Consider the following 15051-nt stretch of genomic DNA (forward strand, 5'->3'; position numbering starts at 1 on the left):
TTTTGACTTAACAGGTAGTGCTGTTAGAAAACAGGATTTACCACTATAAGTTGCAAGTTCTCTAACTTAGTGATCGGGACATACTGGTTATCCGGTTGCAATTGCTGGCGAGAGTTGTCGTTGGTATAGCCAAAGCCAGCGTAGAATACCCCTGGCTGGATCCCTTCTGAGACCAGCTGCTGGTTAAACTGCGGACCGTATTTCTGCAACACGGTGCCAAAGTAATAGAGCATCTCAAAGCCAGCATAGGCATACACAGAGGGAGGAAGGTTATACCGTTTGATGTACTCTTCCCGGAACCAGGAATAAACAGGGCTCAGCCTGTTGATATACTTCGGGCTGATAAAATAGATTTCCAGGTTATCGAGCTGGCGCAGCGAGATCTGGTTAATGTCCAGCCATTTTTCATATGTTAGAAGAGGCATGGTCGCGGCATTTCCCTGCAATAGGCTTGTGGCATTTACAGCCGCCGTCATTCTATCAGAGAAAACCGCCATATGTCCGACATCCGTCAGGTCCAGGTTGTTGAAGACTTTTGCTGTGGCCGTTGATTGGGTTGAATTGATCTTCTTATAAGCTTTCACCTTGCCTCCCAGCTTCAGAAACTGCTGCCTGTAAAACGAGGCAAAGGTGGTGTCTTCCTTCGTGCTCTCGTAGACAATGACTGCTGTTTTAGGCGAAAAATTCTGGTAAGCATAGGTAGCTGCCTGCCGTGCCTGCGTCGCCACCGAAGACTCAAAAAGCAGTACGTTCCCGTTACCCTGCGCCATATCCAGGTCCTGGGAAAGCGGGTTAATGACGTTGATGTTATTCTGGGCAGCGAAACGTGCCGCTACCCTGGCCGTGTATTTATATATAGGTCCAACGATCAGGCTCATCTGTTTCATCTCCGGCAGGTCAAGCACCCGCTTCGCGCTGACGGTGTCGGCGCTGGTGTCGTACGTAAACAGGTTCAGGTTGATGCCTTGCTTCTGCAGTGAGTCTTGCGCCAGTTGCATGCCAGCATACATATCTGTCACAAACTGGCTTCTGCGGGCGGTTTGCGACGGGCTCTGGTTAAGCTGAAAGGGCAGGAGCAGGGCAACGTTATAGCCTTGTCTGTTGAGCGCGTCCTTGCTTAAGTAGCGGCTCTTATCCAAATTAAACCGGGATACGATTCTCTCCAGGGTCTGCCGGTCCTGGGCCCTGTACCACCCACCTATGAGTTTGTCCGCATAGAGCTGTGCAACTGTTTTATCGGAGTCAAACTTTTGCATCAGGCGCTCGAAGGCATCGCGTTCATTTAATCGGGTGAGGTAAAAGCGTTTAAGGCCTTCCGCATCACTTTCCAGTGCAGACCCTTTCAACTCCTGCAGTTTACTCAATGCTCGCTCATATTCTCCCTGCTCAAACAGAACATTGGCCAGCAGGTAATCGGCATCAGCCATTCCGGCCCACTTAGGGTGTTGGTTCTGCAGTTGCTGCAGCATCTGGTAAGCCTTGTCTGCTTTATTGCTCTTTAAGGCAGCCAGTGCGTAGAAATAAGAAGCTTCGGGTGCATACGGGCTATTGCTGCCCGTCAGGGGCAGCAGCTCGGCCATGGCTTGTTCGAAACGCTGCTGCTGCAGTAGTATTTTCCCGTTGCTATACTGTGTGGCTGCGTCCTGTGCCTGCGCGGGCCATGCCAGCGCGCACAGAAGCAGCAACCCCACAGCATTGTTCCAAAAGCGTTTAATCATATATCTCTTTGTAATGAACTGATAGACAAAGGATAATACGTTGCGGTAAACTTCCCCTTCTTCTAACATCCTATAGACACTGTTGCTGAAATTATTCCCACTCAATGGTGGCAGGTGGCTTTGAGCTGATGTCGTAGACCACGCGGTTAACGCCTTTCACTTTGTTTATGATCTCGTTCGATACATCGGCCAGGAACTCATATGGCAGACGGCACCAATCGGCTGTCATACCATCCACGCTGGTGACTGCACGCAGCGCCACCACATGCTCGTACGTGCGCTCATCGCCCATCACCCCCACCGACTGCACCGGCGTCAGGATAGCGCCCGCCTGCCACACATCGTCATATAAACCGGTCTTTTTCAGGTTGTTGATGAAGATATGATCCACCTGCTGCAGGATGTGCACTTTCTGAGGCGTTACGTCACTCAAGATGCGAATGGCAAGGCCAGGACCAGGAAATGGATGTCGGCCCAGGATCGTGTCGTCAATCTTCAGGGTCTTGCCTACTAAACGCACTTCGTCCTTAAATAGCGTCTTCAGCGGTTCCACCACCTGCAGTTTCATATAGTCCGGCAGCCCGCCCACGTTGTGGTGCGACTTTATGGTAGCCGAAGGGCCTTTCACGCTCAGCGATTCGATGACATCGGGATAAATGGTGCCCTGTGCCAGCCACTTTACGTCTTCGATCTGGTGCGCCTCGTCGTCGAATACCTCTATAAACACACGGCCTATGGCTTTGCGCTTTAGCTCCGGGTCTTTCAGTCCTTCGAGGGCAGCATAAAATTTATCTTTAGCGTTCACGCCCTTCACATTAAGGCCCATATGCTTGTAAGAATCCAGCACCGTCTCGTACTCGTCTTTGCGAAGCAGCCCGTTGTCCACGAAGATGCAGTACAGGTTTTTACCGATCGCGTGGTGTATGAGCATGGCAGCCACACTCGAATCTACCCCCCCGGACAAGCCCAACACAACCTTATCGTTGCCCAACTGCTCCTGCAGGCCCGCCACAGTGCTTTCAACAAACTGCTCGGAGGTCCAATCCTGCTGGCAGGCGCATATATGCACCACGAAGTTCCGGAGAAGGGTTTTGCCTTCGTCTGAGTGTGTGACCTCCGGGTGAAACTGGATGCCGTAGGTTTCCTGGCCCCGCAATTTGTAGGCGGCCACGCGCACGCTTTCGGTGCTGGCGATGACTTCTATGTTTTCCGGTATTTCTTTAATGGTGTCGCCATGCGACATCCATACCACGGAGCCCGGGGTAAGCTCTTTCAGGAGACGGTCGGCGTTGTGCAACTCGCTGAGCCGGGCGCGTCCGTACTCCCGGATCGTGGAGGGGGTTACCTCTCCGCCGTGCTCGAAAGCGATCAGTTGCGCACCGTAACATACTCCCAGTACCGGTAACTGGCCCAGGTATTGGCTCAGGTCAATGGTTGGGTGCTCATCGTCGCGCACGGAACAGGGGCTGCCTGAGAGTATGACGCCTTTTACATCTTCTGTAAGCGCCGGCACATTATTATAGGGGTATATTTCGCAATATACATTCAGTTCGCGCACCCGTCTGGCAATAAGCTGGGTGTACTGCGATCCAAAATCGAGAATGAGAATTTTTTCTGGCATGTGCAAAGTTAAGCTGCTTTTGCAGTTTTGCCAATTTTATTGGTCATAAGCGTCTTTGGAACCCGTTGATTATATATAAAGCCTGGCTGAAAGCGATGGATGAGATGATGAGGGTATAGTGGTGGAAGAAGAGGAAGGGGTAAATAAAAGTAAGATCTCATTTAAAATGCAAATTCATATATCTGTAGCAGACAGGGGTGATGTTTAGGCTGTTTTATATATAGATCGGGAAAATCCATATATAAACCTGTTGAGCCTCAGTGCGCTGTGATTTTTTGGCTATCATCATTAATTTTTTGCAGTCTCAGCCTTGCCAGGGAAACATTTTTTAGTACCTTTGCAATGGCAAATCGGCACGGCCAGCTCCTGCTAAACTCCCCCAGGACCGGAAGGTAGCAAGGGTAGGTGGTTGAGCGGCGCGATGTTCGGTTTGCCACTTTTTTTTGCCCCTCCCCAAGGCTTTGCCCCTCCTCTTAAATTTCCACCTTTAACTTTCCTGATTCCCGATTAATGCGTTAGATTTGTATGTAAATCTATAGACCAGCATTATGAAATTCTTTATCGACACAGCAAACCTGAACGACATTCAGGAGGCATACGACTTAGGTGTGTTAGATGGTGTGACCACTAATCCATCGCTGATGCACAAAGAAGGCATCTACGGACATGATAACGTGATGGCACACTACAAGAAAATCTGCGAAATCGTGGATGGTGACATCAGTGCTGAAGTGATTGCGACAGACTTCAATGAAATAGTGCGTGAAGGGGAGGCCCTGGCCGACCTGCACCCGAATATTGTTGTGAAAGTGCCGATGATCCGGGAAGGCATCAAAGCCATCCGCTACTTCAGCGACAAAGGCATCAAGACCAACTGCACGCTTGTATTCTCAGCCGGGCAGGCTTTATTGGCTGCAAAAGCCGGTGCCACTTATGTTTCGCCGTTTATCGGACGCCTCGACGACGTATCTACAAACGGCCTGAGCCTGATTGAGCAGATTGTGCAGATATATGACAACTACGGTTACCAGACCGAGGTGCTTGCAGCTTCGGTGCGCCATGTAATGCACCTGGTGCAGTGCGCCGAAATCGGTGCCGATGTGGTAACCTGCCCGCTGTCTGTTATCCTAGGCCTGCTGAAGCACCCGCTGACCGATAGCGGTTTGGCTACCTTCCTGGCAGATCACGCCAAAGGAAGCAAGTAAAATTCAGTTATGAATCTCGAGTTACGAATTACGAATGGGTGGAATGAGCAGAAAACAGTATGCACTCCTCCACAACGCTTCATTCGTAATTCGTAATTTTTTATTCATAATGATATATGTACATCATTAAAGTAAAGGGAAAGGCCAAAATCCCGGATTATATCCAGCTGCGCGATAACAATTTTGTTTTGATTGCTTATTTCAGGGCAGACCGTCCGCTTAAAAACCTTGACCGCTATGGGTTGGAGGGGAAAGAGGATGCGTTGGCTGCCGTCATCGCCTCGCTCGAGTTCGGCAAGCTGCAGGAATTAAATATTTAAGTCTTTTATGAGTTTTACCTCAACCCCTGTAGTGTCGCTGCGGGATGTGGCCATTTATCAGGACGTGAACACTATTCTCAGCAGTGTCAACTTTGATATTACCAAAGGAGAGTTTGTGTACCTGGTGGGCCGTACCGGAAGCGGTAAAAGCTCCCTTCTCAAAACCCTTTATGCCGACCTGCCGCTGCTAACGGGCCATGGCGCTGTTGCTGATTTTAAACTCACCAAGCTTCCCCGCCGCCAGGTGCCGTACCTGCGCCGGAAGATCGGCATCATTTTCCAGGATTTCCAGCTGCTGATGGACCGTTCGGTGGCGGAGAACCTTACGTTTGTTTTGCGTGCCACAGGTTGGAAAGACAAATCGAAGGTAAAGCAGCGCATATCGGAAGTGCTGATGCGCGTGGGGCTAGATGCCGCCGCCTCTAAAATGCCGCACCAATTGTCGGGGGGAGAACAGCAGCGCATTGTTATAGCCAGAGCCTTGCTGAACGAGCCGATGATCCTTTTCGCCGATGAGCCTACCGGTAACCTCGACCCAATGGTGGCAGACGAAATCATGAGTCTGTTCCTGGAGATCAACAACAGCGGCACGGCCGTGCTGATGGCCACGCATAATTATGAGATCATCAACCGCTACCCGAAGCGCGTGTTGAAGTGCGCCGACGGAAAAGTGCTGGACTCGCAGGTGCAGGAATTTACACTGATGAATGGCTTTTGATTTTTGTTCAACTATGCATTCATTGCTGCCATATATAGGTCACACTGCAAGATAACCTGTTCTATATGGCTCTGAGGCAGAAATTTAGTTTATATAGAAGAGAATCCCGGAGGATGATGCTGAGAAGGATCATCCTCCGGGATTCTCTTTCTTAACTACCGAGTAATGTTGCCAGATGCATCACTCCTCTAAATTATTCTGTGAGGCATACTGCTGCCTGATTTCTTTATACCTGTTCTGTGCCTGCTCGATTGCTGTGCGCGCTTGCTGGTCCAGGTTCGGCTCAATACTCCTGTAGCGGCTGCCAAGCGAGCTCCACCAGCCTTCAACCAGGTTCCAATCCCGTTCTTCAAACTTACCGGCTTCCTCAGCGACATTGTCTACGAAACGCTTATAGGTAGTGGCCATCTCCTCAGGCACAATGTCGCTCAGGTCATCTTCCTCTATTTCGATTCCCAGCAATTGCTGTCGCAGTTTATAACGGTGGCTCGCTTCCTCGTACTGTTTTTCGCGCGTCTCCATTGCCCGTTTGTATCGGTCATCCAGATCCTGTATCTCCTGCTTCCGCTCGGGAGGGTACTGGTCTAAATCCTGCTCCACCGCCTGCCGCTTTTGTTCGTATTGCTGCTCTCTTTCCGCCGTTAGCGCTGCCCATCTTGCACTGTCTATATCCGAGCCCCGCATTGCCCGTAACTCCACCTCCGAAAGGGTGTCCTCCTCAAAGTCTGTCACCAAATCGCGGTATTCAGTGTATGCAGCGTCGCTTTTAGCAGCTTGATCGTTGCCACCGCTGTTGCAGGAAAATAGGAGCGGGAAGGCCAGGGCAAGAAATGAAATTTGTATTTTTTTAAGCATAATTCCTTGTTTTGGTTATGTTCATTTGTAACGCAGCTGCAGAGGCTGGGTTTCGGATGCTGGTGTATAGCCGTTTCACAAAGCGGTAAAAGGTGAATTGACCATGCTTAGATAATATCTATATTAGCATCAAAGATCGGAATAGATGGAAGATATTAGGATGGTGGACCAGAAGGCGCCCTATGCCCGGCTTAAGTCAGAGTTGGATGCTGCCTTTAGCGCTGCAATGGCAAGTATGGGCGAAACGGATGGGCAGCTGGTAAAAAGCTTTGGAATGAAATTGGGCCGATACCTGAACATAGAGCACGTTTTTCCTTGCGCCAGCAGTGCGGATGCTCTGAAAATAGCCTTATTAGCCCAGGATTTACCGGCTGAAGCGGAAGTTATTGTCCCTGCTTTTGGACCTGCAGCCGGGGCAGAGGCAGTGAAGCTGCTGGGCTTGAAACCTGTTTTTGCCGATGTCTTACCTGAAACCTACATGATTGACCCCTCCGCTGTGGCGAAAGCAGTCACGCCAGCCACTGCCGCTATTATGCCAGTACATTTGTTTGGGCAGTGCGCCCCTATGCAGGAATTGATAGCGGTGGCAAAGCAGCATCACCTCTGGGTAGTGGAGGACACTGTACAGTCGCTGGGGGCGGTTTACGTGGGACCTGAAGGGCGGGAGGTGAAAGCGGGCACCATGGGCCATATAGGTGTCTTTTCTTTTTTCCCTCCCAAAGCGATCAGTGATCCAGGAGATGCCGGCGCGGTCATGACGAATGATGCCAGGCTTTCAGATAAGATCCGCGATATCCTCCAAATAAACCAGTCTGCTGCAGCGGAAATAAGATCTGCAGCTGTAGATTCTCGAATGGATGTGCTGCAGGCAGCCATGCTGGAGGTGAAAATCAAGTACCTCGATGAATACCATGCCGCCCGGCAGGAAGTAGCCCGTTTTTACGATAATGCCTTTGCCGAGACGGAACTGGTGCAGGCACCGCATCGCGTCCCCTATAGTTCGCATATCTACCAGCAGTATGCTATCACGGTTGCTCCGGAATTGAGAGACGGGTTGCAGGAGCACCTGCGCGCGCATCATATACCAAGTGTTATATATTACCCGCTACCGTTGCACCTGCAGGACACTTTTGCCTATCTGCACTACAAAGCAGGAGACCTCCCGGTGGCTGAACGATTGTCCAAATGCATACTTTCGTTACCAATGCACTCAGAACTGAAGGAGGACCAACTAACTTATATATGCCAGCATGTGTTGGAATTTGTGAAGCGGCACCGATAGCAATACCATATACCGGAGGTGGTAAAACAAAACCCTCATTTGCATATTTTGACATCAGATACGCCAGCCGGTCAGGTTGAACAGCTGCATTTTCAACCAGTAGTTCATGGGAGGGTAGATATCAAAACCTATACTCATGCCACCATATAGCAGGACGATCAGCAGGGAGCGCACGAGCATGTCGAGGTATACATTTCCAAGGAAAGGCAGCAAATAAGCCGCACCAAGCGAAAAAGCAGCCACAAGCAGGAGTTTCGCAGCGCCCCATGTGAAAGGCTGAATCTTATATACTGCCTGCACGAAGAACAGGCGCACCAGGTTCATCAGGCTATAGGAAATCATGGAAGCAAAGGCAGCGCCGTTGATGCCGTAGCGCGGTATAAAGTACCAGTTCGTCCAGACGGTGAGTGCGGCCAGGATGATGTTAAAGGCCAGGTCCCACCGGAACTTTTGGGAGGTAGCCAGGATCACTCCGTTCAGGCTGGTGGCTAGGTCCACGATGCGAGCCGCAGACAGAAAGAGCACCACGTACCTGCCAGCGCGGTAGGTGTCGGGCATGAAGGAGTACAGGTTATCTATGTTGGCCCAGATGCCAATGAAGAGCAGCAGCCCCACGATCAGGTTCACCATCGTGACGCCCTTGTACAACTTCTCCATGCCCGCCATGTCCGCATCTTTCCAGTAATCCGCCACCTGCGGGTAAGCGATCTTCAGGATTGACTTTGCCGGCACCATAATGGCGCTCGTCATGAAAAAAGCCGTGGTATATATACCATTTGCACTGAGGCTGTACGAACTGATCATCACCTGATCGATGGTGGTGATGATGGTGGTGGAGATATTGCCGAGGAAGGTGAAAAGTCCGTAGTAGAGCATCTCACGGAAAGGAATGATACGCAAGCCCATCAGGGTTGGGCGCAGAAAGAGCTGCTTCAGCCAGAGTGTGTAAAATACCAGTACCAGCGCCCCTGTAGAGTTGGCAATCACGAATAGCAGCACGAACTGCCGGAAATCGATCACCCGCAAGGCAAACAGGGATATAAGCAGCGTGGTGAGGATGCGGAGCAGGAAGTCCTGCACGAATGAGGAGACAATGGTTTTATAAAGCGACCGCAGGTAGGCCGTGAACATGTTAAAGAGCAGCGTGAAGAGCGCCAGCGGGATGATGAAGTAGTAATACTCCAGTATCAGCGGCGACTCCGCCAGGTAATAGTCCGCCACGGCGGGCTTGAAGAGCAGGAACAACGCAGTGGCCCCGGCAAAGCCAGCGAGCGGTACCGTCAGCAGCAGGAAAAGGAACCCATTGTGCTGCCTGGTTTTATCGCGGTAGTAAGGAAAATAGCGGGCGCTCATGTTCACGAACCCCAACGCAGAAAATTGAGCAAACATGACCGAGATTGTCAGCATCAGGCGCGTCAAACCGACCTGCTCCTCATCCAGAAAATTCGGGAAAAGCAGGATGGTGTTAACGTAGCCGATGGCGATGCCGGCATACGAGATCAGGGTGTTCCAGATACCTTCGCGCTGTAGTTTGCTCATGGGCTAAAGCTCAGACCTGCAAAGGTAGTTTTTAATTAGTATATAGGTGAAGGAATATAAGCCGTCTAAAAAATCAAAATATTCCGTAAATCCCGGGGTGGGTATTTTAAATCTGAAGGGCTTGATTTCGGTTCTTTACATTATCCTCCTACCAGCCTCTTGGAGTAAAAAGCAATGAAATACTAATAGGAGACGGGATTCGAAAGATCATCGCACTACTTCAACCCAGCCCTTATATATCTTCTGCGAGATGGGACTAGTAAACTGGTAGAAGTATATACCTGCCGGCACTTCAGCAGCCGACCAGGAATTGTCATACCGTTCTGCGTGGAAAACAGTGTTTCCCCAGCGGTTTAATATGACCAGATTCAGTGTATTTTGCTCCACACCCCGCGCCACCGGGTGCTTAAGCATCGGTATCAAGGAAAATAACATGTAGAGAGGTAGAATGAAAAAGCGTGAAGCATGTAAGAGGCGAAAGAGTATTGAATATATATGCTCCGTGCGTATATGATTGGAAGGACACGAAGCCTTGTAAATATATGTAATTTTATATATTAAGAATTGAGAAAGGAACTGATGTGGCTGATGGAGATATCGCCGCTATGTCCTTCGTCTGCGGTGCAAAGTGTGGCGCTATAGTACTTCGCTCTGCCAACCACGTCAGGCTTTGAGTTTATATGTAGCCGTAAATTATCGATCAGGCCTTCTGCTGACTCTGCCACATCCACTAAACCATGCCTGACAAATCCGTAGTAGTCGTTGAGCTTTTCTGAGGGGCTAAAGTCATAATATATAGACCACACATTGAGCAGCACCGCCTCCAGGTGAATACCAGAAGTACCGCTTATTTGGACGTCAAGTTGTCTCAGATACTCAAAAACCGGTTCTGATCGGCTATCGGAGAGGTATACATTCGGAGCGACACGGGCGAGGGCCGCTATATTCCGTGTGTCGCGGGGGTGGGGGCGGAGAATGAGTTTGATATCGGGTAGTTTTTGGGAAAGTAACCGCAACATCTTCTCAATCTCACCCAGGTCGTCCATCAAATTACATCCAATCCCGATCGTGCTGATATGCTTGCTGGTGTTTCTATAAGGGATATATTTGTCTGCTTTGGGCATGCCTACCAGTTCAACCCGCCCCGGTATAGGTCCACATTGTTTGTACTTGTCCAGCGAATCCTGTCCCTCTAATAAATTCAAGTCGTAGGAGAGGGGGGGGAACAGGGAACTCACGCTGGCGTGCTGTATATAAATTGTCTTGATCCCCAAATCCTTTGCCGCTAAGAGCATGGCACGGGCATCAGCATTATGGTCATTAGCGAATATAATTGCACTAGGACTGTAGCGCTGTAACTTGCGGTAATATACCTCATAAAATCCAACGGCATCATATAGAAGATCGAAAAATCGGATCGCGCTTTTTGGTTTCTTTCTCAGAAACTGGTAAAGGAGGGATGGAAGCTTATAGTAGTAAAGTAGTTTCCTACGCAGCGATAGCCGCTCAACCTCTTTTTGATAACGCCCAATGTTCTTGCTCTGCCCAGCTACAAAGACAGACCCTGGCAGGTTTTGCCGCACAAACTGCAGGCTGTCCAAGTTGTTTTGGCTTACCACGTACAGCCATACGTTTCCCTCCAGTTTCTCAGGCTTCTCTACCGACTGAAACAGATTGCCGATAAGACGCATAATCGTATAACCTCCTACTCTTATTAGTCGGTTGATTGGGTTTTGCGGTGAGGAGGCATTTTTAGCGCTCTCGGGGAGGCTATAATACTTTTCCGAGAAGTGCAGGTAAAGGATATTACTGTAAAGGGCGTACCATTTCTTCATGCCTTACACCATCTCCCAACTGAGGGGAGTGCCGCTTTTAATGAAGCCTTTGGCCTTTCTGCCCAGCAGCGTGTCGTAGTGCTTCGGCGCAAGCCCCAGGCCCGGCCGTAGCACGCGGATGTTCTCCTTTGTCAGCACCTCACCGGCGGCGATATCCTTGGCCGCATACACCGAGCGCTTGAAGAGGCGGCTTTTCTCCTCTGCCCGCTGTACCCCATACTGCACCCTGCCCAGGGCCAGCCTGGCCCGTTCCGTCTCCACCACCAGCGCCCTCAGCTCCGCAGGCTCCAGCGAGAAGGCCGAATCCACACCGCCGTCTGCCCTGCTGAGCGTGAAGTGCTTCTCAATGACGGTCGCCCCCAGGGCCACCGCCGCCACCGCTGCGCCTATCCCCATAGTGTGGTCCGAGAGACCCACCTGCACCTGGTAGAGCTCCCGCATGTGCGGGATCGTGAGTAGGTTCGTGTTCTCAGGGGAGGCCGGGTAGGTGGAGGTGCATTTGAGCAGCAGCAGCTCCCGGCAGCCTGCCTCCCGGAGCACCTGCACGCCCTCGGCCACCTCCTGCACCGTGGCCGCGCCCGTGCTCATGATCACGGGCTTGCCGGTGGCGGCGACCCTGCGCAGCAGCGGGTGGTCCGTGTTCTCAAAGGAAGCTATTTTATATATAGGTGCGCCCAGCTCCTCCAGAAAGTCCACGGCCGTCTCGTCGAAGGGAGAGGAAAAGGCAATGAGACCGAGCTCCCTCGCCCGGTCAAATATCGGCTTATGCCACTCCCAGGGCGTATAAGCTTCCTTGTATAGATCATACAGCTCCCGCCCCTTCCAAAGGGAGTTCTCGTCGGCAATGGTGAAGGCCCCCGGCAGCGTCATGGTGTCGGCGGTGTAGGTCTGCAGTTTGATGGCGTCAGCGCCAGCTTCAGCAGCAGCGTCCACGATGGCCAGCGCCCGCTCCAGCGACTGGTTGTGGTTGCCAGACATCTCCGCGATGATGAACGGTTTCTGGCCGGGGCCTATAAAGCGACCTTCTATCTGTATATCTTCAAACATGTGTAATCTTTCGTTATTTTGTTTAGGGTTCAAGCCAACGGCAGCACAAACCGGAGCGCGCCCGGATGCCCGGGGTCAGGGGCGCCGCGCCTGAAACCGGCTTTCTCAAAGGACCGCACAGAGGCATAGTTCTCCTGTTGCACGAGCCCCTCCACTTGCTCTATTCCTGCCAGGCTTTCCTTCAGCTTCTCCACGCCCCTGAGCAGGACGAGGTGTCCCAGCCCCAGGCCCCGGAATGCCGCGCTGATCATATAGCTGATGGATGCTTTCCCCCCAGAGGTGCTGAAGCGGATCTGGGCGGCCGGATTGCCGTCTACCTCCGCTATATACAACAGCGTCTTCCCGTCCGCCATCAGCTCATGGAACCATTGCGTGTGCCGCTCTAAGGTAATGGGGTCGGGGTTAAAGGAGTTCTGGCGCACCTGCGGGTCGTTGGCCCATTCAAACAGCAGGATTCTGTCATCCAGGGTGGCTTTACGCAGGCGCAGGCCAGCGGCCACGCTGAGCCCACGGAAAACCCGCCTCAGCCTCTCTCCGCTCTGCCCATCCAATTGCCGCCGCTGGCCAGCCGCCTGCTCCCGGAACATGGCGGGCAGGGAGGTGCTGCTTAAGACCTCAGGCAGTTCCTCATATCTCCGAGCCAGGCCGCTTGAGGTCAGGAAGCGGTATAGCGCCTGCTGGTTATCCGCCGTCTGCCGTATGAAAAGCAACCCTCCAATGGCCGCGTACTCATAAGCCACGCCGCTCGCCGCGGTGACGGCCACTGCGCAGCCTCGCATCAGCTCGCACATCTGCCGGGCATCCAGGTTGCGGTGAAGCGTGAAATTCTTGTGGTGCTGAAGCCAGCCCTGCAACACCACCTGGTGCCTGTAAGCCTCGCCTACCACGACCTCCACCTGCAGCGCCTCGCTCAAAGATGACAGTTCTCCCGCCAGTTGCAGGGTCACGTTTTGCGGGTCCGCGCCGCCAAGGCTCAGCAGCACCCGCATCCGACCGTCCGGTATGTCCCTGGCAACGTTAGCAGCTTCCAGGAAGGGGGGGCGGAGCAGCGCATAGGCGGGGCCAAGGCAGAGCCTGGTATAGGATGCATGGTTATATGCCGTTTCGCTCACACCCCCAGCCTGGTTGATCACCACATCCGCCACGAACCTGTAGGCATGGATGTCGTCGATGCAGACAAGCGTGGCCCCTTTGTTCTTGACGCCCTGCTGGTAGGCGGTGCCAAAGTGATACCCGTCCAGCACCACGATCTCCTCCTTGGAGATGTAGGCATCAAGCTCATGGAGGTAGCGCTCTTCGGCAGCGGCGCAGGGCGGCAGCACTATTACGCCCTCGCATACCTGCCGGATCTGCTGCTGCAACTCTTTGGCCGGGGCCTGAATCGCGAACACGCACTCAAACTCCCCGCGCAGCAAGTCCGCCAGCGCCAGAGAGCGCACCACGTGCCCCAGCCCGATCTGGCTGTTCCCGTCCGCCCGGAAGATAACACGTCGCTTTCTCATCTTTCCCGGTGGCTCTCCTGCTGCATGAGTTTGTATTTCATCTCCGCCATTTTCCAGTCCGTCAGGTTGTCGATGTCCTGCACCTCCAGTTCGCTGAGCTCCACGGCGCCTGTGTTGTCGGTGAAGAGCGCCTGCTTCTCCAGGAACCCCTTCACCGAGAACCAATAGAACTGCCCCGCGTCATGGAAGGCAGTGGGCAGGTCCTGCGACCTGCTGCCCAGGTGCTCTGGCCAGTTCATCACTGCTTTGCCGCCCTCTATCCTGAGGCTCCGCCAGATGGGGTAGCCGTAGCGGAGCACCGGGAAGACGGAATCGTACTGTTTTGCAGTCAGCAGCTCGAAGGCCGACCTGATAAAGGCCGTCTTCACCAACGGGGCGGTCGGATAGATGCAGCAGCCATAGTCATAGGTTTCCCCTGAGGTGGCGTAGGCAAGCAGGACTTCTGTCAGTACTGCCGCGGTGGTGGCAAAATCATCCGAAGTGGCGGTGCTCCTCAAGAAAGGAACCCTGGCACCGTACCTTCGGGCCACCTCCGCTATCTCTCCGTCATCCGTGGATACCATCACCTGCTCAAACAAGCCTGACTCCAGGGCCGCCTCTATGGAATAGGCTATAATGGGTTTTCCCAGGAAGTCCCGGATGTTCTTGCGCGGGATGCGCTTGCTGCCGCCGCGGGCCGGTATGATGGCGATGCGCTTCACTTCCCCGCAAACTCCTTTACTTTCTCAATCACATATGCCTGCTCCTCCTGCGTGAGCGAGGGGTACATGGGCAGGCTCAGGCATTCGGCGTAATACCGCTCCGCCTCCAGGAAGTCTCCTGTGCCGTGGCCCAGGCCGCGGTAGTAAGGCATGGTGTGCGCCGGGATGTAGTGCACCTGCGCCAGGATGCCGTGTCGCCGCAGGTGTTCGTACAGCCCCTTGCGGTCCTGCACCCGGATGACATACAGGTGGTAGGCGTGGCCTGTCTCGCCCTCCGGGCCCAGGGCCGCGCCGTTCGTGCTGACCGTTTCTATCCCCGCCACCCCTTCGAAGGCGGCCTCATATATCTTGGCGATCCCTTTTCTGCGGGCTAAACCGGCCTCGGCCCGGTGCAGCTGCGATAAGCCGAGCGCGCAGAGCATGTCGGGGATGCGGTAGTTGTAGCCTAGCTCCTGCATCTCCATGTACCAGCCGCCATGGTTTTCCTCCATCTCCTCCGGGTCGCGGGTGATGCCGTGGGTGCGCAGTTTCAGGATATTATGATATAGCTCTTCGTTATTGGTGGTGATCATACCGCCTTCCCCTGTTGCAATATGTTTCACCGGGTGGAAGGAGAAGATGGCCAGGTTGGCGAAGGCGCCGTTGCCGCAGAGCTGTTTCCCCCCCTTGCCATCGAAGAAGAAGCCGCCCGGGGCGTGCGCCGCGTCC

At 53.0% G+C, this 15051-nt stretch carries 14 protein-coding genes and 1 other RNA gene; 5 read left to right on the plus strand and 10 right to left on the minus strand.

The features are described 5' to 3' along the window. Positions 1-23: 23 nt before the first annotated feature. The gene (locus tag ABD920_RS09045) at positions 24-1718 is read right to left on the minus strand and encodes an ABC transporter substrate-binding protein (RefSeq protein ID WP_345158435.1); all 1695 of its coding nucleotides are present in this window, start codon (positions 1716-1718) and stop codon (positions 24-26) included. Between the two features lie 91 nt (positions 1719-1809). Beyond that, positions 1810-3339 carry a glutamine-hydrolyzing GMP synthase gene (gene guaA / locus ABD920_RS09050; RefSeq protein ID WP_345158436.1) on the minus strand — a complete coding sequence of 510 codons (1530 nt, stop codon included), beginning with the start codon at positions 3337-3339 and terminating at the stop codon, positions 1810-1812. Between the two features lie 341 nt (positions 3340-3680). Between guaA and ffs the strand changes: the two genes are divergently transcribed. The 4 genes from ffs to ABD920_RS09070 all read left to right on the plus strand — a co-directional run bounded on the left by ffs (position 3681) and on the right by ABD920_RS09070 (position 5582). Further along, an RNA gene (gene ffs, locus ABD920_RS09055) (signal recognition particle sRNA small type) lies at positions 3681-3780 on the plus strand. 107 nt (positions 3781-3887) lie between these two features. Further along, positions 3888-4544 carry a fructose-6-phosphate aldolase gene (fsa, locus tag ABD920_RS09060; protein WP_345158437.1) on the plus strand — a complete coding sequence of 219 codons (657 nt, stop codon included), beginning with the start codon at positions 3888-3890 and terminating at the stop codon, positions 4542-4544. A 116-nt stretch (positions 4545-4660) separates the two neighbouring features. Further along, positions 4661-4864: a fructose-6-phosphate aldolase gene (locus tag ABD920_RS09065; protein ID WP_345158439.1), complete on the plus strand. Its 204-nt coding sequence runs from the start codon at positions 4661-4663 to the stop codon at positions 4862-4864. Between the two features lie 7 nt (positions 4865-4871). Next, positions 4872-5582, plus strand: coding sequence for a cell division ATP-binding protein FtsE (locus ABD920_RS09070; protein WP_345158440.1), 711 nt, complete (start codon positions 4872-4874; stop codon positions 5580-5582). A gap of 180 nt (positions 5583-5762) precedes the next feature. Here ABD920_RS09070 and ABD920_RS09075 read toward each other — a convergent pair whose 3' ends face one another. Beyond that, complete coding sequence (locus tag ABD920_RS09075) at positions 5763-6437, minus strand: hypothetical protein (RefSeq protein ID WP_345158441.1); 675 nt, start codon at positions 6435-6437, stop codon at positions 5763-5765. 145 nt (positions 6438-6582) lie between these two features. Here ABD920_RS09075 and ABD920_RS09080 point away from each other — a divergent pair, with 145 nt between their 5' ends. After that, positions 6583-7719, plus strand: a complete 1137-nt coding sequence (locus tag ABD920_RS09080; protein WP_345158443.1) for a DegT/DnrJ/EryC1/StrS family aminotransferase — start codon at positions 6583-6585, stop codon at positions 7717-7719. A 54-nt stretch (positions 7720-7773) separates the two neighbouring features. On the opposite strand, the gene ABD920_RS09085 is transcribed toward ABD920_RS09080, so the two are convergent. From ABD920_RS09085 to ABD920_RS09110, 7 genes are all read right to left on the minus strand, one after another. After that, positions 7774-9258: an oligosaccharide flippase family protein gene (locus ABD920_RS09085; RefSeq protein ID WP_345158444.1), complete on the minus strand. Its 1485-nt coding sequence runs from the start codon at positions 9256-9258 to the stop codon at positions 7774-7776. A gap of 207 nt (positions 9259-9465) precedes the next feature. Continuing rightward, complete coding sequence (locus ABD920_RS24950; protein WP_425568589.1) at positions 9466-9693, minus strand: T9SS type B sorting domain-containing protein; 228 nt, start codon at positions 9691-9693, stop codon at positions 9466-9468. A gap of 122 nt (positions 9694-9815) precedes the next feature. After that, positions 9816-11093 (minus strand): glycosyltransferase family protein, encoded by a 1278-nt coding sequence (locus tag ABD920_RS09090; RefSeq protein WP_345158446.1) that lies wholly within the window; start codon positions 11091-11093, stop codon positions 9816-9818. A gap of 3 nt (positions 11094-11096) precedes the next feature. After that, positions 11097-12140: a pseudaminic acid synthase gene (gene pseI / locus ABD920_RS09095; protein ID WP_345158447.1), complete on the minus strand. Its 1044-nt coding sequence runs from the start codon at positions 12138-12140 to the stop codon at positions 11097-11099. A 29-nt stretch (positions 12141-12169) separates the two neighbouring features. Further along, a complete protein-coding gene (gene pseG, locus ABD920_RS09100; RefSeq protein ID WP_345157118.1) occupies positions 12170-13642 on the minus strand; it encodes a UDP-2,4-diacetamido-2,4,6-trideoxy-beta-L-altropyranose hydrolase in 1473 nt (490 codons plus the stop codon). Continuing rightward, on the minus strand, positions 13639-14343 hold the full coding sequence (pseF, locus tag ABD920_RS09105) for a pseudaminic acid cytidylyltransferase (RefSeq protein WP_345158448.1): 705 nt from the start codon (positions 14341-14343) through the stop codon (positions 13639-13641). The genes pseG and pseF overlap by 4 nt, the downstream gene beginning before the upstream one ends. After that, positions 14340-15051, minus strand: a 712-nt coding sequence (locus ABD920_RS09110; RefSeq protein ID WP_345158449.1) for a DegT/DnrJ/EryC1/StrS family aminotransferase, incomplete at its 5' end; no start/stop codon positions are given. The genes ABD920_RS09110 and pseF, both read right to left, overlap by 4 nt.

Source organism: Pontibacter saemangeumensis, assembly GCF_039541895.1.
GTDB lineage: Bacteria > Bacteroidota > Bacteroidia > Cytophagales > Hymenobacteraceae > Pontibacter > Pontibacter saemangeumensis.

What these genes read in the sequence shown, in the direction of transcription:
- ABD920_RS09090 (WP_345158446.1), bottom strand. Translation starts at nt 11,093, where the DNA reads ATGAAGAAATGGTACGCCCTTTACAGTAATATCCTTTACCTGCACTTC.
- fsa (WP_345158437.1), top strand. Translation starts at nt 3,888, where the DNA reads ATGAAATTCTTTATCGACACAGCAAACCTGAACGACATTCAGGAGGCA.
- ABD920_RS09045 (WP_345158435.1), bottom strand. Translation starts at nt 1,718, where the DNA reads ATGATTAAACGCTTTTGGAACAATGCTGTGGGGTTGCTGCTTCTGTGC.
- pseG (WP_345157118.1), bottom strand. Translation starts at nt 13,642, where the DNA reads ATGAGAAAGCGACGTGTTATCTTCCGGGCGGACGGGAACAGCCAGATC.
- pseI (WP_345158447.1), bottom strand. Translation starts at nt 12,140, where the DNA reads ATGTTTGAAGATATACAGATAGAAGGTCGCTTTATAGGCCCCGGCCAG.
- ABD920_RS09070 (WP_345158440.1), top strand. Translation starts at nt 4,872, where the DNA reads ATGAGTTTTACCTCAACCCCTGTAGTGTCGCTGCGGGATGTGGCCATT.
- ABD920_RS09075 (WP_345158441.1), bottom strand. Translation starts at nt 6,437, where the DNA reads ATGCTTAAAAAAATACAAATTTCATTTCTTGCCCTGGCCTTCCCGCTC.
- ABD920_RS24950 (WP_425568589.1), bottom strand. Translation starts at nt 9,693, where the DNA reads ATGTTATTTTCCTTGATACCGATGCTTAAGCACCCGGTGGCGCGGGGT.
- ABD920_RS09080 (WP_345158443.1), top strand. Translation starts at nt 6,583, where the DNA reads ATGGAAGATATTAGGATGGTGGACCAGAAGGCGCCCTATGCCCGGCTT.
- ABD920_RS09065 (WP_345158439.1), top strand. Translation starts at nt 4,661, where the DNA reads ATGTACATCATTAAAGTAAAGGGAAAGGCCAAAATCCCGGATTATATC.
- ABD920_RS09085 (WP_345158444.1), bottom strand. Translation starts at nt 9,258, where the DNA reads ATGAGCAAACTACAGCGCGAAGGTATCTGGAACACCCTGATCTCGTAT.
- guaA (WP_345158436.1), bottom strand. Translation starts at nt 3,339, where the DNA reads ATGCCAGAAAAAATTCTCATTCTCGATTTTGGATCGCAGTACACCCAG.